Raw genomic sequence first — 20,347 nt, 5'->3', positions numbered from 1 at the left:
ATTGACTAGTATCCAACTGAAAAATCGAGGTCAGTTAAGCGCTAGTGATCATAGGAGGTCGTCTTTGAAACGAGCATTAAAAAAGAGAGTAAAAGCTGTGTTGAACAATAACCCCAACAGCGATGATGCCCCGGTAGAACTGCAAAATGTGATGAATCCAAAAGTTAACCGCCGGGTGCGGACAAAAGCCGCCATGATTGGCTTGGCAATCTCTATGGGAGCAACCAGCCTTTTGGTGACTCGACAAAGCGATCAAGCCCAAGCAGCGGTGCCAGTAGGCAGCCAAAAGGCTTCCTCCTCAATTCCTGCTGCTCCTGACACTGAAGTGAAATTTGCCTCCACAAAGCTGGAGTCCCAAGCAGTCTCATCAGCGAGCGTGCCGGAAAATCCTGTGATCGTGGAACCAACGGCAGTCTCACAAGTGCCTGGGCTTGAAGCTAAATGGCAAGTCGCGGCAAATGGAATTTCTTTGCAAATGCCTGCATCAGAAACATTTTCCCAAGCAACAGCTGGTTATAAAAATTCCACCAACCTGAAGCCGCAAGTGGCACAGGGATTGAACAACACATTAGCCGAGACTAGTTTCCCAACAGTCAATAATTTGTCTGACTATAGTGCTGATGGTGTTGGTAGTACAAATGTTTTATTGAATGCCCAGCCACAAACAGTGGCAACATCTGGTGCAGTCAACGGTGAAATAAATGCACAACTTAAGGCACAACAAGAGTTTGCACTGAATCGCTTACAAGAAAAATCTAATCGGTTAAGAAAAAGTCTGGCACAGTTACAGTCTGGGGAAACTGAAAACCCATCACCAGCTGATATTGGTTTGGCACAGCCGACGACTGGAGTTGAAAAAACTGCATTAGTCCAGCCGAATACTTCTGACGATGCAAGCAAAGCGAACTTGATATCGAAGTTAAAACAGAAGAATCAGACCAGTGCAATTGCACCAGTACCAGCTACACCAACAGTTATTGCGTCTTCGGCTCGAACCGCCTACGAAGTTAAGCCTGGAGATACACTAGCAGCGATCGCCAGCAAATACAATACTTCAGTATCAGAACTAGTTAAGGTAAATAACCTCAACAATCCTAATGAACTGAAAATTAGTCAACAACTAATTATTCCTGCTGGTCAAGTTGAGGTAACTGTAGCGAATCAACCTACTGTAGTGAGTCAACCCACTGTAGCGAGTCCTACTTTTGTAGAGTCCAGCAAAACTCCAAAAGTAGCTACCTCTCCTATGAACATCGGTAGTGCCAACTCCTATCTACCAACTACTTCACAATCACCATCTATTGCCGACAACAGCAGTGTTGCCGTCCCTAAACAGGTAATTGCGAACAATCAGGTTCAGGCAAATAGTGCCACTGACTTAGAAGTACGCCCTACCACTCCTACTAGGTCTTATGGTGTTGGTGGTGAAGATCCAGTACCAAAAGCTTTTGCTGAAATACAACAGCCTAAAACACCAGCAAATAGGGTAGCACGGGGAAATAATAATGACCGTTTGCGCGGCTTGCAAGCGGAAATTCAGAGATTACAGCAGAAATACCGCGCTCAACAGTCTGGTAATTTAGTTGTGCCAGCAGCTAGCGATACTACTAACGCTGCAATGCTCACTCCTATTTCTACTCCTAATAATTTCATCGTACCTAACTCTGCTGTTCGACCAAATAGTGTAGCGATACCAATTCCAGTTCCTACACCTATTAGAGCTACCTATAGCGCTCAACCAATCAAGCCCCAATTCCGTACTAGTGTACGTCCTACCGAACCAGTAAACCCAGAATTCTTGCCCAATCTCGGTTCTGCTAGTCAGTGGACTCCCGCTCGCACTCAATCTCCTACAAGAATTGCAACCCCTCCTGGAAGAGTAAATGCCTCTGACTCTTTAGGAAAGATGCGGGGAACCACAGTTACTCCACAGATAGTACCGCCTTTGGCAGCAGTGGATCAATATCTGCCCAGGCCCATTGACGAACTGACACCTCCTCCATCTTCCTCAACCGTAGCTTACACATGGCCGGCAAAAGGTACCCTTACCTCTGGTTATGGCTGGCGCTGGGGTAGAATGCACAAAGGAATTGACGTTGCTAACTCCACTGGCACGCCAGTTGTCGCCTCAGCTGAGGGGACGATAGAAAAAGCAGGCTGGAACAATGGTGGCTACGGCAACCTTGTCGAAGTTCGCCATCCTGATGGCAGCACGACTCGCTATGCTCATAACAGCAAGATTCTAGTGCAACCTGGTCAGCAGGTACATCAAGGAGAAACAATTGCTTTAATGGGTAGCACTGGTCACAGTACTGGCCCACACACCCACTTTGAAATCCATCCATCAGGTAAGGGTGCTGTTAACCCAATCGCCATGTTACCGGATCGCATATAATTTCTTGGCTATCTGTAACTAAATCATTGCCTTGTTTTGTTGAGGGAGTTTACCTCCCTCTTTTGCTTTTTATAAACTCAACAGGGATGAAAGCTGCAAAAAAAAAATGCAAAAGGGGCTAGCCTCAAGCAAATTTTTATGTTATAGTAATAAATGATTTGAGGAAATATGGCTCAGTAGCTCAGTTGGTTAGAGCACGGGACTCATAAGCCTGGGGTCGTTGGTTCAACTCCGACCTGAGCCATTTTAAAGAATTAGTAATTCGTACTTAAAAGGTTGTTTAACACTGCCTTTCGATTTTATGCTAGCCGTAGCTTGTTACATAGACAAGAGGCTATGACCTTTTAAAACATCCTCTACGAATTACGAATTATTTTTGTATGTGGCGAATTACTTCAGCAACTGACCAAGCTTGAGCGATCGCACCTCTGGGTGTATGAGGTGCATCGCCATCAAAAATCTCCGAAATAGAGCCAAGACAAGCGCCAGATAAGAAATGATCTAGCAGAGGTTGCCAATCAAAAGGCAGCGATTGTTGTGGATAAAAACGTTGCCAAGCCCGAATATATGGCCCAATTAGCCAACCCCAAACAGTGCCTTGGTGATAGGCGCGATCGCGTTGCTCTTGATTACCCTCATATCTCCCTTTGTATTCGGGATCTCCTGGATCGAGACTGCGAAGACCATAAGGAGTCAGCAAGCTGATAGTTGCCAAATCTAGTATCTGACTCCCTTGTTGGGCAGAAAATCCACAGTGGTGCAGTGACAGCGCCAAAACCGCATTGGGACGAATTTGGAAATTCCGGCGATCGTCTGGCTCGATAGTATCGTACAAATAACCCAGCTGAGGATTCCAGAACTTTTGCAGCGAGGTTTTAACCTTTTGTGCTTGCAGAGCATAACGTTGTGCTTGTTTAGTGAGACGCACTGGATCGCCAAGTTCAAGCGAACTTAAGCGTTCTGCCCACCGACTTAGCCAACATAAAGCTGAATACCACAGTGCATTAATTTCCACCGGCTTACCGTGACGTGGAGTAACGGGATTTGTCCCAATTACCACATCCATCCATGTGAGAGCTACACCACGAGCATCCCAACTAATTAGCCCATCAATAGCATCAACCTGGATATTGTAGTGTGTACCACCAACAAAGGCTTTGTGGATTTGTTGGACTACAGAGAATTGCTCTGCTAAAAATTCCCAGTCTTGGGTAGCTTCTAAATAAAGCCCTAAAGTTTCAACCCACCACAGCGCCGCATCGATACTGTTATAAAGTGGTTCGCCATCGGAATCAGGAAATACATTAGGCATCAAACCGTGACGATAGTAATGACTAAAAGTCCGTAATATTCCTTTTGCCAGATCAAAGCGCTGTGGAACTAGTGCCAATCCAGGTAAGGCAATTAATATGTCGCGCCCTCGCTCATTAAACCAGTGATAACCAGCAATCATTGTAGGGCCTGCAATTGAGGCTCGATAGACGATAAACTGATCGCTTGCTTTAAGTAGTTGTTGCCAGATTTTAGATTGGGCTTTGGGCATTGGGTACTTGTACTGAGCGTTCGCGTAGCGTCTCGTAGAGCAGCCGAAGTATTGGGCATTGGTTATTAATTTATCTCCCCCTGCTCCTCTGCTCCCCCTGCTCCTCTGCTCCCCCTGCTCCCCCTGCTCCCCTACTCCCCTACCCCCCTCACTCCATCCAAAAATCTGGGAGAGCCGGTCTTGCTCTTGCTCCACGGCTTCTGCAAAGGTTTCGGAAGTGAGAACACCTGCCATCAAGTTTGGAAAACCTACTCGTGCTTCTAGTGTTACCACATCTCCTGGTTGCAGTGTGACTATCAAGTAACCAGGACTGTAGAGGTCTTCTTTGTCGCTTAATCCCCGTTTTGTCTCCTCAGACAATCCATAATTCCAATACCAAACTGCATCTGGTTGATATTTTCCTTTTGTCCAACGCAAGTGCCAAGGTATACCGAAATTACCCAATTTTTTTGCTTGCAGACAGATTTGCTGTTGCCCAAGCAATTCTGAGAACTGTAATCCTGAACTAGCAATTTGTGGGTGGTGAAAATCACGTTCTGCGATCAGCAGCCGCAGCCGTAAAATTGCTGTATCACTTCCGTCATAGCGATATTGGATCAAGATTCGATCGCAAAATTGGGCATTGGGAAGAGGCAGAGGGGAACTTTGCTGGAGGCAAGGAGGAGAATGAGAAATTACCTCTTTCCTGTCTGTTCCAAAGTTTTCAGCCTCCACTAACCCATAAGGCATCACCAATTGTCTGCTTAATTGCCAGTTATCTCGACCCCAAATCCATTTTGGAACTGGGTTAATATCAAAACAACGCAACAGTTCGTAGCCTGTCAGTTCAATCTGACCGTTACCCCAAACATTTGTCCCCAGTGCTACAACGTTCCCCGATACTTCTAAGCTAGCGTCTAAGTGTGAAAACAGCAGAGTCCGCCCAGAAGGTGGGTTTGTAGCGGTAAACAGCCAACCGTGATAGGTGCGCGTGCGGACATCAGAAATCGTACCACTGGCAAAACTTCCTAAGCCATTGGTAAGTAACCATTCTCTTGTATCTAAATCTGGCATTGGCTACTCAAAATCGTTATGAGTATGATATAGTCGTAACAGATCGTAATTAAACTGTGAGAGCGTAAATGGGCGGGTTTTACTTGACCCGTATTTCAACGCTAATAAACCGATAAAGGAGAATTAGGTTAATGTCCCTTACTTACGGAACCGAAGGAAGCCTCCGCGTTGGCCAACAAGCTCCCGATTTCACAGCAACGGCTGTGGTAGATCAGGAATTTAAGACAATTAAACTTTCCGATTATCGCGGTAAGTATGTCGTCCTGTTTTTCTACCCACTAGACTTTACCTTTGTTTGTCCTACTGAAATCACAGCATTTAGCGATCGCTACGAAGAATTCAAGAAAATCAATACTGAAGTCCTTGGGGCTTCCGTTGACAGTGAATTCTCCCACCTCGCTTGGATTCAAACAGATCGTAAGTCTGGTGGTGTCGGCGACCTGAATTATCCTCTAGTCTCAGACATCAAGAAAGAGATTAGCGCCGCTTACAATGTTCTTGACCCAGCAGCCGGCATTGCCTTGCGTGGTCTGTTCATCATCGATAAAGATGGTATCATACAGCACGCTACCATCAACAACCTAGCTTTTGGTCGCAGCGTTGATGAAACCCTGCGGACATTACAAGCAATTCAGTATGTTCAATCTCACCCCGATGAAGTTTGCCCAGCTGGTTGGCAACCTGGTGACAAGACAATGAATCCTGACCCAGTGAAGTCTAAAGTTTACTTCTCTGCTGTCTAAATTTCGTTAGCAAACTCTAATCCAAGTTGTTGGAGTTGAGAGCAAAATCAATGAAAACCACAGATAAACAGAGATACACATGAAACAGTGTCAACCTCTGTATCTATCTGTGGTTTTTTCATAAAATAGTATTTAAATAATTAGGGTTAAAAATATGTTGACTTCAAATGATTTTAGTGGGTTATTAAATGAGCGATTCTTCCGCAATTTTTTACCAGTTCCAGCTAGAAATCAACTCAGGTTTGGAGTAGGAACGCCTGATTTTCAACTGCCAGATATTACCAACGGAACTTTAGTAAAATTGTCTGATTATAAAGGCAAGCAACCAGTCTTACTCGCCTTTACTCGCATCTTTACTGAAAAACAATATTGCCCCTTTTGTTTTCCTCATATCAAAGCTTTGAATGAGAACTATGAGCAATTTAAAAATCGTGGTATAGAAGTTTTAATGATTACTAGTACCGATGAGCGGCAGAGTCAAATTGTTGTGAAAGATTTAGGCTTAAAAATGCCGTTATTGAGCGATCCTAGTTGTCGAGTTTTTCGTACCTATCAAGTAGGACAAGCATTAGGAGCGCCTTTACCAGCCCAGTTTGTATTAGATAAAGAAGGGAAAATCAGCTACTGGCATTTATTTTCTTTTCTGGATCACAATGCTAGTGTTGATACTTTGTTAGAACAATTTAATTGAGTATAAGGTGTAAAATTGGCAATACCCACTCTACTGATAAAACTGTGAGGTTTTATGGTGCTGACCCTTTATCATTCATCTATTTCTCCTAACTCCCGCCGCGTCTGGATTACTTTGCTGGAAAAAGGACTTGAGTTTGAATTAGTAGAGATAAAGCTGGATGGGGAGCAGTTTAAACCAGAGTTTTTGGCGATTAGCCCCTTCCACCACATTCCAGCTTTGGTGGATGACGGCTTTAATGTCGTGGAATCTTTAGCAATTCTGGACTATTTAGAGGCAAAATATCCCACACCTGCGATGTTGCCTAAAGATGCCAAGGATTTAGCGATCGCACGGATGGTACAACTGGTAACGGTGAATGAGCTTTTGCCAGCAACCACCACATTTTTACCTCAGATATTAGGCTTACCTGGAGAAAATCCCGAAAAAATCGAGCAGGCGAAGCAGAAAATTTCAACAGTACTCAAATTATTTGAGAATTTACTTGACGATCGCCCTTACTTTGGTAGTCAAAACCTAACTCTGGCTGAGGTTGTGGCTGGAACTGTAGTAATATGGCTGCCGGAAGTGGGCATTTCTTTAAAAGATTATCCAAAACTGAATGCTTGGCACGATCGCTTAATTGTACGTCCATCGTGGCAAGCTACCGAGTCTACACCAGAGGCAATGGAAGCGTTTAAGTCTGTCATTGTAGCGAGAAATACGCGGCAAACTCAGACCTAACAATGTAGAAACGGTCAAATTTACCGTTTCTACAATCCGAAGTTTTCACAGCTTGACTTGCTGCAAATGACTGCGGGGATTATAAGTACGTATAGCCCGGATTTTTTCATAATATTCTCGCTCTTGTTGGCTGAGGTCTTTTGGTGGTGCGATCGCCACCTTCACCAACTGATCGCCACGTCCACCCTTGGCGAGGGGCCAACCTTTGCCACGTAAACGCAGCGATTGTCCAGAACGTACTCCGGCTGGTAGCTTGACATTAACTGAACCGTCGGGAGTGGGTACATCAATAGACGCTCCCAGAGTAGCTTCATCTGGTGTAATTGCCACTTCGCACACCAAGTTATCGCCTTCCATTTGAAAGAACGAGTGCGGCTGAAGTTCAACTTTTAAGTATAAATCGCCTCGTTGCTGAGTCATCGGGTTGATTTGACCTTTACCCCGTACACGCAGACGAGTACCAGGTTTAGCCCCAGATGGGATACGAACATCAATTGTTTCGTTACCTAAGCTGAAGCGCTTTTGCACGCCGTTAAAGGCTTCAGCAAAAGTTAGAGTGATTATAGCTTCACTATCCTGAGAACTACCCGCACCTGGATCTTGAAACCCATAATCGTTAAAGCCACCAAAACCACTTGTAGCACCTGTAGGAGGGCGGTAAGAGTAACTTTGTCGCCCACCTCCACCACGAGGGGCAGCACCGCCAAACCGTCCTAGCAACTCATTAATGAACTCATCAAAATTGCCGTATTGACTGAAGTCAAAGCCACCCATATCGGCACCAACGCCACCACCAGGGAAACCTTCGCCAGCTTGCTTCCAATATTGACCGAATTGGTCATATTTTTTGCGTTTATCTACATCTGAAACAACCTCGTAGGCTTCGCTAACTTCTTTAAAGCGTGCCTCTGCCTGTTTGTTATTTGGGTTGACATCGGGGTGATATTTGCGGGCTAGTTTACGAAAGGCTTGTTTAATCTCATCTTGAGTGGCAGTCTTATTAACTCCCAAAATTGCATAATAGTCCTTGAAGTCGGTTGCAGCCATCTACTAGCCTCCTATAGAAATTACTGTTATGTTTTTTTTTAAGAACACAGATATTTAATTGCTAGGTAGAGTGCCAAGCAAAAGAATCTGATTTTAAATTAACAAAGAATATAGAAAATCAAGTGTGGTTCTTGCTCAACCTGCGATCGCAATTTCCGTACTCCGATTTTTCTGATAAGCGGATCAGCCCGTCTAGCCCCTCTTCCAGGCTTGGGGGGGCATCCCGGAGTTGACGATGCATCCGCAAAATAATTTCTTCAGGAACCTGGCGCGATCGCCTCTTATTACGTGCCAAACATAGCCAGACTGGTGTATCCACCCAAATTCCCATAATTTGGCTAAAGCCCAATTCACGGGCTAAAGCAATTACTTCACGGCGATGACGGCGCTGGGCATTGGTAGCGTCGAAAATGGCTGTATTTGCTGTAGAAATAGCTTGTTGAAATTGCCGTTCTACTTCCCGCCAAATCACCACCCACGGTCCCTGAAGGGCTTGAGAACCGAACAATTGCCCCCGGATGCCATCTGTAGAAATCAGTGGCATCTGGGGGCATTCTGCCAGTAATTGTTTTGCAAAAGTTGACTTACCGCTACCTGGAAGACCAATCAGCAAAAACAGTTTAGTCATTTGTCCGTTGTCCTTTGTCATTTGTCCTTTGTTACTTGTAACTATTAACCAATGACTAATGACTAATGACTAATGACTAATGACCAATGACCAATGACTAAATGATTGTTCCATCAGCAATTACAGCATTTTTCAGCACGACGACGATACCACTGCGGATGTAAAAACCTTGATTTTCGCGTTCAGCTTCTTGCACATTATCTTTATTGATAATTTTGACATCATGACCGATGCGGGCATTTTTATCGATGATGGCACCGCGAATAATCGTGTCTGTACCGATGCCTACGGGAATGTCATTTTCTATCAAGCTACATTGCCGTTCTACAGAAGCTTGGTAAAAATCTGCACCCATGAGCAAAGATTCTTCGATGACACAGCCAGATTCAATCCGCGATCGCACTCCTAAAACTGAATGTTGAATGCGGCAATTCTTCAAAATACAACCTTCGCCAATAATTGATTCTGTGATCTGGCAATCTAAAAGTTTAGTCGGAGGTAAGTAACGAGGACGGGTATAAATTGGTGCTTTTTCATCGTAGAAACTAAAAGGTGGCTGGGGCTGCTGAGTCAGGGCTAAATTTGCCTGATAAAAGGCCTCAATTGTTCCAATATCTTCCCAGTAATCATCAAAAAGGTAGGCTTGAACGTTGTAATCTTTAGAGGCATCAGGAATAATTTCTTTACCGAAATCAGTCCTTTCTATACCTTCTCTCAACAACTTGAACAAAACCTCTTTTTTAAAGACATAAATCCCCATTGAGGCGATGTAAGGCTGTTTCTGGGCTTGTTCTTTTGTTAATCCCAGTACACTTGTATCAACTTGCATTTGGGTTAACGCTTCGCCTTTAGGTTTTTCGCTAAAGTCAATTACCCTACCAGAATCGTCAATTTTCATCAAGCCAAAATCTGAGGCGCGGCGTTCATCAATGGGGATGACAGAGAGAGTAATATCAGCGTCCGTGTCCCTATGGCGTTGAATAAACTGGCGATAATCCATTCGGTAGAGGTGATCGCCTGAAAGGATTAGATATTCTTCTACATCCCATTCTTCCATCAACCATAGATACTGACGCACAGCATCGGCTGTACCTTGGAACCAGTTCGGGTTTTCTGGGGTTTGTTGTGCCGCTAGCACTTCCACAAAACCTTCGTTGAAACCAGTAAAGTTATAGGTACGGGCGATGTGACGATTCAGAGAAGCTGAGTTGAATTGTGTCAGGACGTAGATTTTGAATATTTCGGAATTTATGCAGTTACTAACAGGGATATCGATTAAGCGGTACTTCCCCGCTACTGGTACTGCTGGTTTAGCGCGGAGTTTGGTTAATGGGTAAAGCCGAGTACCCGCGCCACCGCCAAGGATGATTGATAATACTTTTTTCACAAAATTTCTCCCGACTGCCTTTCAACTCTCATCTTCAGTTTAGGACTGTCTGCCACCACAGGTAAGGGGGATCATGTGATTCTTAGGGAGGAATTTTATAGAATGCTGTTGGTTATCGATAGTACAGGGAATAAGCAAAAGACTAGAACATTTGTATTTATTTAGATAGGTGAACAATATAGGAAGTTTTGGCTACGTTTGCCTTGCATGGAATTTGACTATCGCTTTTGCATTTTATATCGATATAGAAATAATATTTAATTTTTGAAAAAAATTAGTATCACTTGAAAAGCCTTGTTGCCTGTTGGCTGCTATCGCTTTTGCGCTGCGCGAACAAAAATCAAGGCTGACTGCTATGGTTATCTATTGATTTTCTTTGATAAAGATATGTTGCGAGATAAAATTCTCAGGTGAATCACTCTTTTGGGCAATATTGAGACGTAGAAGCTGCGCCCAGACTTCATCGCTAAGTAACTTTAAAGCAGTTTTAGGATTGTTAATTGCGATCGCACCGATAACTTTACGCCATACTTCCTGCAATGACTCAAGAAAAGCCTCTTCAATAGAAACTTGACTCAACAACGAAAGGGCGGTTTTAAAACTTTCTGAATCAGCTTGTATCTTCTTCGATCTTAACCCTTGAAGTGTCACATTTAACCACACAGGCAGAAGTTCCAGCCAATTGCTTTGCTGTATGTTTTTGAGTGCAATGTCTTCCATACCTAGCGCACCCCATACATATAAAGACTCCACAGCAAGTTTAGAATCGCGGTTGTTTAGAGCATTTTGCCATAAATTTTGAGCTTGATTTTGGAAGCGATTAGCAAGAAATTTATAAGCTTCTTGGACTTGATGCAAAATTGTGACTTTATAAACTGATTCACCCCGTGGTAGGTAATCACCACGATAAGATAGCCAATTATGAGATCCACACAGATGGATTTCTTGATCAACTATTATTTCTTTTATATGGGATTCTCCCAGCCATAAAACCTGTACAGATGATAAACCATCAGGTGTTTTTATTGCTCGCAGTTTTTTCTCTACTTCTGGCGAAATTGGTTTCTCTTCATCTTCTTGTCGCCGCGCAATTCCATGTCCAATTAAAATCCAAAGTCCACGATTAGCTAATTTTTGTAACAAAGTTAGAAATTTTTCATCGACAACTGCCTGATTCACCCAAGGAGAATAAATAATAACCTGACTTTTAGCAGAATTCAAAACTTCTGAGAAAACTTGGCTAATTTGTCCGTCGCGTAACTGTACAACTTCACCTACCACTGGAGATTTATCTACTTTTTTACCAGCCTTTATCGCAGGTTTTAGCGCTTTTTGGCGAATATTTTCAAGTCTAGCTTCTATTTCAGTATTTTTATGTTTGAAAATGGCTTCACGTTCAAAATTGATTGTTTCGGTTGATAACTTACATAATGCTTGCAAGGATATCTTACCTTGAGCGTGTAGAGATTCTAACCAATTTGATGCTGACTCTAAAATTTGTTTTCCATTTCTTATTTGAATGGTTAATTTATCTTCAAGGGCATCGAAGATAACGAAAAGCGATATCTTTCTCCAAAATTTTTGAGTTGGATTTAATGCCTTATAAGAAGTAACGATTTTTCCCTCTTCTGGGACATGAAGTGCTAAATCTGAAGCCTGAATACTTTTTTGGATTTCCTCAAGTTGTAAAGAAGAGATATCAGTAATTGTATGATCAATAGTGATAAAATCTGCCAAGTCTGGCAACTTTATCACTGCCTCACTTAGTGATTCAGCTTGAAAGGTTATTTTGTCACTTAAAGGGTCTGTAATAGCATTAAGCTGTACAGGATATGGCGGCTGTGGTACAGACCCTTTTTCATAAAATGAGCGACCTTCAGAAGTAACTGTAATTGGTGATGTTGGTGATAGAGTTTGTAATGAGCGAAGAGTTGCAGTAGTAGTTTTGATAAATACAGAATCCAGTCCAAGTACAGAGGCTAATTCATCCTCTGTTGGTGAAGGTTGAAATTCAATCGCAGCGCGGATAATAAATTCTTCGAGTACGTTAAACTGGCGGGGTTCTTTGATATTTACTTCTATAGTAGTTTGACGCAAACTGTAACGAAATTGACGCGCTGCCAAAACCGATAAACTAGGACTTTGCGCTTCTATCTCGTCTACAAAATTTTTGAGATTGTCATCAATAGGTTTAGCAGAAGAGGCGAGAAACATTAAGAGAATAAGATTGGATAATTGAATTTGTACAAATACTTGTAACCCATGAGGCAAAGTATCTTTATGGTTTCAATAAGCTTTGGTGACGACATAGACCACCAAGCAAATCCAGCACCAGTGACAAATATTAGCACATTATAAATTTTCCTAGGAATGGCCATCGTGGGAGTATTCAGCAGCGTAGGTGTAGAAGCGATCGCGATCGCCAGTGTTCCATTTTTAATTCCTACTTCTACTGTAATTGCCGTAACGCGTTTTTCTCCTAATCGGGTTAAAGTTGCGATCGCAAAACCTTAGAGGTTATTTAGGGACTTCCAAATCAAACAATATCCCAAAACTAACGCAAATAATTCTCTCTATCTCTTCTCTCTCTGTGTTCTCTGTGTCTCTGTGGTAGCCTGCGGCAAGCCTCTCCGCGTCTACGTTTATTTGGATAATTTATTTCTTGGAAGTCCCTTATAAAGTAAAAATAAGATTATTTTACGGTGTGTTAGGTGCATATTCCTAGATGATTTGTCACAAAAAATTTCATCAAAGTGCTAACGCACCGCTATGTAACACGGTGCGTAATAGCAAAGCTGTAACCTACCTTACTTAAGATTTAAGCAGGCTTTATGAAATAGGAGTGGTTATATCTTCCTCCAAGGATGCTGGCAATTTAGAAGAACTAGCGCCAGTTTCTGGTGTTGAAAGCTCATCACTTACCATTCCATCCCATGAATAGTTACAGATTTTAGTGTGAAGCAATTTACCAAACGTGAGGTTAATTGCTAGGGCAAAAGAATCGATAAAAATTAGATTTACAAAGCGATCAATCATTAGACCCCCTTGAGCTAAATTAAGCATCAAGTGATATGTGCTTTGTTACTACACATGCCACAATCTCTTTTCCAGAAATGTCTGGTATCTTAATAATTCTTAGTTGAAGGGAACAGGGAGAAAGGGATTGTAGGTAAAGGAAACAGGAAAGAAAATATTATTTATCGCTTTAATCTTGGAAAGAAGTAAGCCAAACGAAGGACTTCATTTTATCAGCATAACTGCTAAAGATGATACAGTTTATTGGATAAGCTCTACCTACACAGGCTAATTTGCCCAGTAGATAGCCTTCTTAAGATTGTCATCAATAGGTTTAACTGAAAAGGCGAGAAACATCAACAAAACCTTCATGTTTACTGACGATATTTGACACTTCAGAATACATACTTCCGACTTTACCTGATTGATGCGTAAACAAATTATGACAACCCACAATTATCAGCAGTTCTTGGGCGCGAGAAAATGCAACATTTACCCGTTCTGGTTTCTTAGCAAATCCGACATCTCCTTTACTGTTGTTGCGAACCATACTCACAATTACAACAGGTCTTTCCATACCTTGAAATCTGTCTACTGTCCCAGTACGAATCTCTAATGAAGGAAAAAGTTCAGATTGTAGGCGTTCATCAATTTTTCTTAATTGAGCGCCATAAAACGTAATTACGGCAATTTCTTTTTTTGGTTCACCATTAGCAACTTTAGCAACCCAAGTAGTCTCGAACTGCTGACACAGACGTTCAATCGCATCAATTTCTGGTGTATTAAAGTAAGAAGTTCCGCTTCTTTGCTCCAAAAACTGATTTTCTATAGGCGTTTTTACCCAAATAAGATGCTGAGATTCTTGGATAATTTCGCCTGCTAAATGATGTGCGCGTTTTGTGTCCGGTTCCAAAATACCAGATTCTAGTTTACCATCATAAAACTGATTGATTGCTCCCATAATAAATGGGTGCATTCGATATTGTGTAGTTAGCATTTGTTTAATGCTTTCATCAGCAGATTCAAACTGACTTTTAAATAGTGATTCTTCTAAAAATTGTAGTTCGTCTCGTGTATTGCCAATTGTCTGAGCAACTTCTTCTAAAGTGCTAGTGTCAAGCATGGGTGGTAATTGCCGATGATCGCCTACCATGACTAACTTCTTACCTTTTAAGGCAGGGATTAGTAACTCTGGTGGAGTACACTTACTAACCTCATCAATAATGACAACATCAAAGGATTTAAATTCTTCCGAAAAACCTCTATTTGCAGCTTGAACGCAGGTGATACCAACGACGTTAGCATTATCTAAATATATGCGCCTTAAATCGTCGCGATCGCGCTCATTTGGCTGTCTTAATTTTCCAATCCAATCTTGGACAAAATTCTGATATTTGTTGAGATAATTTTTTTCTTTTTCGAGTTCCTTTTGCCAAGATTCAAACTGAATATTGACACCGCGCAATAACTCTATATTAAACAAGTCAGGAGCAGAATTTTCTGGCTTAAACTTATCCGGAATTCTTTGCCATTCTGTCAACCACCAATTTCTTTCTTGTATTAAACTATCTGATGGCTGTGGTTGTAATTTTTCTTCTATTTCACCTAAGCTAATTTGTAATTTTTGAAGTTGCTGTAGAGAAATTTTAGTTTCTTCTTGTAGTTTTGATAAATGCTCGTGTAGAGAATTTTTAATCATCTCCAACACAGCAAAAGGTTCTAAGGATGAAATTAAGGTTTCAAGCTGACTAATGGAAGTTACCCAATAATTAACTTGATTTGAGAATTCTTGTGGATGCTCCCAAATATTTGATTGGGTTGCGAGATATTTATCAGTTAAAGTGCGTAATTGAGCAGGTATATTTTTTTGATTCAGTTCTTGCAAGATATTAATAACTCTACCAAGTTGTAAATTAGCATCTTGTTGTGCTTTTTCTACCTCAATTTGAGTAATGGATATTTGCTGTTGGCTAATTTCATTTTTCTGAAGTTCATTTAATTGTCTTTGTAAATACTGAAGCTGTTGTTCAGTTTCGGTTTTGACTTTTAAAACGCATTGGCGTGCATTTACAAGAATAGTATCTAACAATTCTTGGGTAATTTTGGTGAGAGTAGAATCGATATTATTCCATTCCCATGATGCGCCATAAGTTCGTTGCATTCTAATTAAGAAAACCTGGGTATTTTCGACCAGTAATTTTCGCTGTTTGGGATTGAGTAGCTGATAATTGCTAAACTGTTGATAGGTTTCTTGCCATTGGGTGCGATCGCTCTTTGATAGCACCATTGGAATCTGACTAAAATTTTCTTGTAAAAAATAGCTGAAATTATGCTGTTTACCCCGTCTATCGGTAAAACCTCCGTCTATTTCATAAGCGATCGCTTTTGTCAATAGCTCCCATTCTGGCAGATTAATTTTGTAAATTTTTGGTACTATTTGTAATTTTAATGTATTAGCAAACATCAATAAACCAAGTGGTAAGTCCACCAAATTTTCTGTTAGTGGTAAACCTGATTGCTGACAATCTTTTAAAGTTTGATATAGATGAGAAGGTGCTGTAGATTTCCACTCTTTTACTGCTGAGATAATATAATCAATTTCTCGTTGGCGATTTTCCCAAATCTGGATTGTTTGCTGTAGATTCTGTAGTTTGGCAAGATATTTTTGATAATCTGGTTGTACTTGATTTAACAATGCAAAATTCTGTTTTACAACCTCCACTGATGCTGCAACTTCTAAGATGGCTTGACTAGCCTCTTGAGCATGAGTAAAAGCAGATTTAAATCCTGACTTTTCTGTTGCTACAGTTTCACGCAACCAAACGGCTAAACCAAAAGCACCAAGCGCCGGACGCACCAAGCCAAGTTCATCAGTATATTTGATGGTTTGACGAACATTTGCTAAAAATTCTTCTACTAAACTATTACCTTCTGTGTATGGTTTCAGAAGAGGCAAAAAAGCTGTAACTTCTGGAGTTTCCCAATTTATCTTTGGTGCAGTGTTTAGTATATTTTCTAGACCTGCAATTAGAGATTCAACGTTGTTCTGTTTTTCTACAGTTTCGTTGTAAGATTTTTCTTGATTTTTAAAGTTTGTCTCTACCTTTAATTTATTTTTATTGAATTTTGCTTGCTGCTGGCTAAATTCTTCCTCTGCTTGGAAGTAGGGTGTAAATCTTTGTGATGATGCCAGTAATTGACTGAAAATTTTGATATTTTCGAGCCGTTGGGTAATATTATTTTCGCAGTCATCAGCTGTATTTTCTAGCCATCTGCCAATAACTTGGTCTTCTAAAAATGGCTGTCCTTCTTCGCCAACTTTTTCGGCTCTACCCTTGCGTACTGCCCGAATCACTGGGTTGTGAACTAATCGACTCAGGGCGTTATCTACTGCTAAATTCGCTTGCGAAGCAATTAGAGTTCGCCCACCTCGAAGCGCAATTTGATAGCAAATCTCGGCAATTACAGTAGTTTTACCAGTACCTGGTGGCCCTTGGATGAGAACAAGATCCTTGGCGGCAAGTACCTTTTCTACTGCTGCTTTTTGCCCGGGATTAGCGGAAGATAATAATAAATCTTGTGGTTGAAGTTCAACAGTACTTTTGATTTGTCTAGCTTGAGAAGCATCGAATAGAAAGTTGCCTAAATATGGATTTTGGGTGTAACCATTATTCAAATCATCTAGCGCTTTCTTCTTACGCTGAATCTGCTGAATATCTCCAACTGCCTCGAAACATAAGAATCCGGTAGTTGGTAATTTATAGCGCTCTGTTGCCATGAATTCAGCTAAGTCGCGTTCTAGCCGGAGGCTGATAATACAACGGTTGGTATCAACTTCTTCAACAGTTCCTAATTGACGACCGCTAATCCAATTTTTTCCGACTGGAGCAGTTTCAAAAAGTTTTAAATCTTCGTTTTTTGTGCGTCTTGCTCGTTCCCAAAAATTATCTACTTCGAGGGAATTTGGATAAAAGCCGTCAAGGGTGGCTGAGTTTACATCAATTTCAAAACTAATCCGCCTTTTGAAGTTATAGTTATGACTTACGTAACGCACACAAAATTGACGTGCTTTAGCAATTTTTTCCTCAATTTGCAAAAACGCTTTCCAAGCTTTCAACTGATCTTCTGTAGGCACATTTTCGCCACAAACTGGCGCGGTGGCGATGCGCTTCAATGTCGCCGGCGGAATGTCGAGATGATGCTGATGATTAGCCAGTAAACGCAACCGACAAGGTATAGCGTAGCTGTCGGCGTGTCCGCGTGAAGGTTGTAACAACTGAGCCGAAAGTATTTTTATACCGTCGCGTCCATCTTTTTGTACAGCTGCTCTAAATCCTAATGTTTTTCTGAGCTTGTCAAGTCTTGCAGGCAATGGAAAATCATCGGAGTCTGTCGCTATTGTTAAATCCCAAATTTCCTCTCTTGCCTCTTTCCCTGAGCCTTTGCGACGCACATAAAATAAAGAAGGCTTTTTTCCTACACATTCCAACATTAACTCATTGGCGCGATCGCGCCGCTCCCTAAAATCGGAATATGATTTCAAGGCAGCCTCACCTTCAAGATGGCGGATAAAACTATCAATTGCTGAAGCTATAAACGTATAGCCCCAATCTTCAGAGGTTGTTTTAGTAGTTTTCGAGGATTTTGCTGTTAGTTTATTTACCGCTAAACGAATGCGTTCTACATCGGATTCTGAGATTGTACTGGTATGGCTTTTGACTACAATTTTGAGTTTTTCACAAATTAATAATAGCTTCTTGCTATCTAAATTTAATTCTTTTGCTAGTTCGTAGACTCTGAGTTTGCCGTTGTTCATCCAGTACTGCCTTTGCCAACAAAATAGTGTTTAAATTTAAACGCAAAGGGGCGCAAAGGAGCGCAAAGTTGATTTTAGTCCCATTTGCTACAAATTAAATTTGGTAATACTCTGCGTACCTTTGTGTTCCTCTGCGTTTAAAAACTCTATTACCCGTTAAATGACTATAGTTTGTACTGATGGTAAACTTCGTTAGCGGCCCGATGCAACAAGGAATGCCGCCATACTAAAGATTTCATATCATCAGCATAACCCCCGCCAATGACGCAGGCGACGGGATAACCGCTACTCATACAGGTAGTTAAAACCTGCATTTCGCGGCGAAAAATGCCCGCATCGGTTAAGGCTAATTTGCCCAAGCGATCGCCTATATGAGGGTCAACACCAGCATCATAAAATACTAAGTCTGGCTTGACTTTAGATAATAAATCTGATAAATAATTCGCTAAAGTTTGTAAATAAGCGTCATCTTCCATTCCCACCGGCAAAGGAACATCCAAATCGCTGTTTTGTTTAGTACCGGGGAAATTGACTTCGCAGTGCATGGAGAAAGTAAAAACGCTATCGTCGTCTTGGAAGATAAAAGCGGTACCGTCTCCCTGATGGACATCCAAATCGACAATCAGGATTTTTTGGACGAGTCCGAATTTTTGTAAAACGCGACAAGCGATCGCTAAATCGTTGAAAATACAAAAACCAGATCCATAACTGGGAAAGGCGTGATGAGTTCCACCAGCCGTATTACAAGCTAAACCATGACTTAATGCCAGTTTTGCAGTGAGTATCGTACCACCTACCGCCACACAGGTACGATTCGCTAATGCTGGACTCCAAGGCAAACCAATGCGACGCTGTGCTTTGGGGTCTAGGGTTCCTTCGCAATAAGCTTGAACGTAGCTTGGGGTGTGGACTAACTCTATCAATTCTGGTGGCGGACGTTCGGGGGTGTGAAATTGTTCTTGATTCGCTACACCATCAGCTAACAGCAATTCGTAGAGTTGTCGGAACTTAGACATCGGGAAACGATGTCCTTCAGGTAGCGGAGCAATGTAATCTGGGTGGTAAATAATTGGCAAGTCCATAAGGAAAGACAATCTCAAGCAGCTAATCCGACAACAAGGTAAAATTTAGCCATAATCACAGTAAAAATGCTGTTCTTGTAAATCTAAAATTCCAAATTTAAATTAATATGATGGAATGGATTCCGCCGATAACATTTATTCTAGCTGGCTTACTGGCTGGAATAATTGGTGAAAAAGTTATCTTCAAAAAACTGGAAATATTCGTTAATAATAAACGAATTGCGGGGGGAAACATTATATTTCACTCTCTGCACCGCATGACATTTATTTGGTTTGTCATTGCCGGTTTTTTTTGGGCAATTCTGAGCGCACCACTCAAACCAGATATTGCGATCGTACTGCAAAAAGTTATGACGATCGCACTGCTGTATTCAGTAACCCTAGTTTTAGCAAGATTGAGTGCTGGTTTTGTTAATTTATTTATTCGCAGAACAGAAGGGGTTCCCACATCACTAATTTCTAACCTTGCTAAAATTACTGTTTTAGTTTTGGGAACATTAATCATACTGCAAACGGTGGGTGTTCAAATTACCCCGATAATCACAACTTTAGGTATTGGTGGTCTAGCAGTTGGTTTGGCACTTCAAGACACACTTGCAAATTTATTTTCTGGGTTTTACTTAATTATTTCTAAGCAAGTTAGAACCGGAGACTATGTAAAGTTAGATGCTGGGCATGAGGGATATGTCATAGATATTTCTTGGCGGAATACGACAATTAAAGAAATTTCCAATAATGTCGTTATTGTTCCTAATTCTAAATTGTCTTCGGCAATTTTCACTAACTATCATTTACCCGCAAAAGAAATTACTTTAACAATGGATGTGGGCGTAAGTTATGATAGCGATTTGGAACAAGTTGAAAAAGTGACTGTAGAAGTTGCCAAAGAAGTCATGCAAGAAATTGCACCGGAGTTAAAAGAAAGTGAACCATATATCAGATTTCATACTTTTAATGATTTTAGTATAGATTTTACGCTTTATATGCGCGTCAGTGAATACTTTGATCAACGGATTGGAAAACATTTATTTGTGAAAAAATTACACAAACGCTATCAGCAAGCAGGAATTCAAATTCCTTTTCCGGTTAGAGAAGTGTATATGCAAGATAATTCAGCTATGGGAAAAAATTAGCTTTCATCACACCGCAACCATTAAAGTCCTGGCGACTAGAAGTCGCAGCTACACAGACAAAACCTGCCTCCGCAGGTTAGCTAAACCTTTG

At 41.4% G+C, this 20,347-nt stretch carries 14 protein-coding genes and 1 tRNA gene; 7 read left to right on the top strand and 8 right to left on the bottom strand.

Annotated features, from left to right (window positions below):
* Positions 1–64 precede the first annotated feature (64 nt).
* Positions 65–2,395, top strand: coding sequence for a peptidoglycan DD-metalloendopeptidase family protein (locus IQ274_RS04555; protein ID WP_194141551.1), 2,331 nt, complete (start codon positions 65–67; stop codon positions 2,393–2,395).
* A gap of 170 nt (positions 2,396–2,565) precedes the next feature.
* A tRNA-Met gene (locus IQ274_RS04550) sits at positions 2,566–2,639 on the top strand.
* Positions 2,640–2,765: 126 nt separating this feature from the next.
* Here the strand turns inward: IQ274_RS04550 and IQ274_RS04545 are convergent.
* Positions 2,766–4,991 carry an amylo-alpha-1,6-glucosidase gene (locus IQ274_RS04545; RefSeq protein WP_194141550.1) on the bottom strand — a complete coding sequence of 742 codons (2,226 nt, stop codon included), beginning with the start codon at positions 4,989–4,991 and terminating at the stop codon, positions 2,766–2,768.
* A 131-nt stretch (positions 4,992–5,122) separates the two neighbouring features.
* Between IQ274_RS04545 and IQ274_RS04540 the strand changes: the two genes are divergently transcribed.
* The 3 genes from IQ274_RS04540 (at position 5,123) to IQ274_RS04530 (ending at position 7,148) form a co-directional block, all read left to right on the top strand.
* Positions 5,123–5,734, top strand: a complete 612-nt coding sequence (locus IQ274_RS04540; RefSeq protein WP_069068387.1) for a peroxiredoxin — start codon at positions 5,123–5,125, stop codon at positions 5,732–5,734.
* A gap of 154 nt (positions 5,735–5,888) precedes the next feature.
* Positions 5,889–6,425, top strand: a complete 537-nt coding sequence (locus IQ274_RS04535; protein ID WP_194141549.1) for a peroxiredoxin family protein — start codon at positions 5,889–5,891, stop codon at positions 6,423–6,425.
* Between the two features lie 57 nt (positions 6,426–6,482).
* On the top strand, positions 6,483–7,148 hold the full coding sequence (locus tag IQ274_RS04530) for a glutathione S-transferase N-terminal domain-containing protein (RefSeq protein ID WP_163929457.1): 666 nt from the start codon (positions 6,483–6,485) through the stop codon (positions 7,146–7,148).
* 45 nt (positions 7,149–7,193) lie between these two features.
* On the opposite strand, the gene IQ274_RS04525 is transcribed toward IQ274_RS04530, so the two are convergent.
* The 4 genes from IQ274_RS04525 to IQ274_RS04510 form a co-directional block, all read right to left on the bottom strand.
* A complete protein-coding gene (locus tag IQ274_RS04525; RefSeq protein ID WP_194141548.1) occupies positions 7,194–8,195 on the bottom strand; it encodes a DnaJ C-terminal domain-containing protein in 1,002 nt (333 codons plus the stop codon).
* Positions 8,196–8,313: 118 nt separating this feature from the next.
* Positions 8,314–8,823: an AAA family ATPase gene (locus IQ274_RS04520; protein WP_194141547.1), complete on the bottom strand. Its 510-nt coding sequence runs from the start codon at positions 8,821–8,823 to the stop codon at positions 8,314–8,316.
* Between the two features lie 97 nt (positions 8,824–8,920).
* Positions 8,921–10,210, bottom strand: coding sequence for a glucose-1-phosphate adenylyltransferase (locus IQ274_RS04515; RefSeq protein WP_163929450.1), 1,290 nt, complete (start codon positions 10,208–10,210; stop codon positions 8,921–8,923).
* Between the two features lie 363 nt (positions 10,211–10,573).
* Positions 10,574–12,424 carry a hypothetical protein gene (locus IQ274_RS04510; protein WP_194141546.1) on the bottom strand — a complete coding sequence of 617 codons (1,851 nt, stop codon included), beginning with the start codon at positions 12,422–12,424 and terminating at the stop codon, positions 10,574–10,576.
* 165 nt (positions 12,425–12,589) lie between these two features.
* Here IQ274_RS04510 and IQ274_RS37235 point away from each other — a divergent pair, with 165 nt between their 5' ends.
* Positions 12,590–12,724: a hypothetical protein gene (locus IQ274_RS37235; RefSeq protein WP_265578513.1), complete on the top strand. Its 135-nt coding sequence runs from the start codon at positions 12,590–12,592 to the stop codon at positions 12,722–12,724.
* 315 nt (positions 12,725–13,039) lie between these two features.
* On the opposite strand, the gene IQ274_RS04505 is transcribed toward IQ274_RS37235, so the two are convergent.
* From IQ274_RS04505 to IQ274_RS04495, 3 genes are all read right to left on the bottom strand, one after another.
* Positions 13,040–13,246 (bottom strand): hypothetical protein, encoded by a 207-nt coding sequence (locus IQ274_RS04505; RefSeq protein WP_163929448.1) that lies wholly within the window; start codon positions 13,244–13,246, stop codon positions 13,040–13,042.
* A gap of 313 nt (positions 13,247–13,559) precedes the next feature.
* A complete protein-coding gene (locus tag IQ274_RS04500; protein WP_194141545.1) occupies positions 13,560–18,041 on the bottom strand; it encodes a translation initiation factor IF-2 N-terminal domain-containing protein in 4,482 nt (1,493 codons plus the stop codon).
* 164 nt (positions 18,042–18,205) lie between these two features.
* A complete protein-coding gene (locus IQ274_RS04495) occupies positions 18,206–19,123 on the bottom strand; it encodes a histone deacetylase (RefSeq protein WP_163929446.1) in 918 nt (305 codons plus the stop codon).
* 107 nt (positions 19,124–19,230) lie between these two features.
* Here IQ274_RS04495 and IQ274_RS04490 point away from each other — a divergent pair, with 107 nt between their 5' ends.
* Positions 19,231–20,256, top strand: a complete 1,026-nt coding sequence (locus tag IQ274_RS04490) for a mechanosensitive ion channel family protein (protein ID WP_194141544.1) — start codon at positions 19,231–19,233, stop codon at positions 20,254–20,256.
* Positions 20,257–20,347 lie beyond the last annotated feature (91 nt).

It is taken from the genome of Nostoc sp. LEGE 12447, from assembly GCF_015206985.1.
Classification (GTDB): Bacteria; Cyanobacteriota; Cyanobacteriia; order Cyanobacteriales; family Nostocaceae; genus Nostoc.
This window is presented reverse-complemented; position numbering and strand designations above follow the sequence as displayed.

Excerpts from the sequence above, each read along its gene's own strand:
- IQ274_RS04545 (WP_194141550.1), bottom strand. The coding sequence starts at position 4,991 with ATGCCAGATTTAGATACAAGAGAATGGTTACTTACCAATGGCTTAGGA.
- IQ274_RS04540 (WP_069068387.1), top strand. The coding sequence starts at position 5,123 with ATGTCCCTTACTTACGGAACCGAAGGAAGCCTCCGCGTTGGCCAACAA.
- IQ274_RS04535 (WP_194141549.1), top strand. The coding sequence starts at position 5,889 with ATGTTGACTTCAAATGATTTTAGTGGGTTATTAAATGAGCGATTCTTC.
- IQ274_RS04525 (WP_194141548.1), bottom strand. The coding sequence starts at position 8,195 with ATGGCTGCAACCGACTTCAAGGACTATTATGCAATTTTGGGAGTTAAT.
- IQ274_RS04520 (WP_194141547.1), bottom strand. The coding sequence starts at position 8,823 with ATGACTAAACTGTTTTTGCTGATTGGTCTTCCAGGTAGCGGTAAGTCA.
- IQ274_RS04510 (WP_194141546.1), bottom strand. The coding sequence starts at position 12,424 with ATGTTTCTCGCCTCTTCTGCTAAACCTATTGATGACAATCTCAAAAAT.
- IQ274_RS04505 (WP_163929448.1), bottom strand. The coding sequence starts at position 13,246 with ATGATTGATCGCTTTGTAAATCTAATTTTTATCGATTCTTTTGCCCTA.
- IQ274_RS04500 (WP_194141545.1), bottom strand. The coding sequence starts at position 18,041 with ATGAACAACGGCAAACTCAGAGTCTACGAACTAGCAAAAGAATTAAAT.
- IQ274_RS04495 (WP_163929446.1), bottom strand. The coding sequence starts at position 19,123 with ATGGACTTGCCAATTATTTACCACCCAGATTACATTGCTCCGCTACCT.
- IQ274_RS04490 (WP_194141544.1), top strand. The coding sequence starts at position 19,231 with ATGATGGAATGGATTCCGCCGATAACATTTATTCTAGCTGGCTTACTG.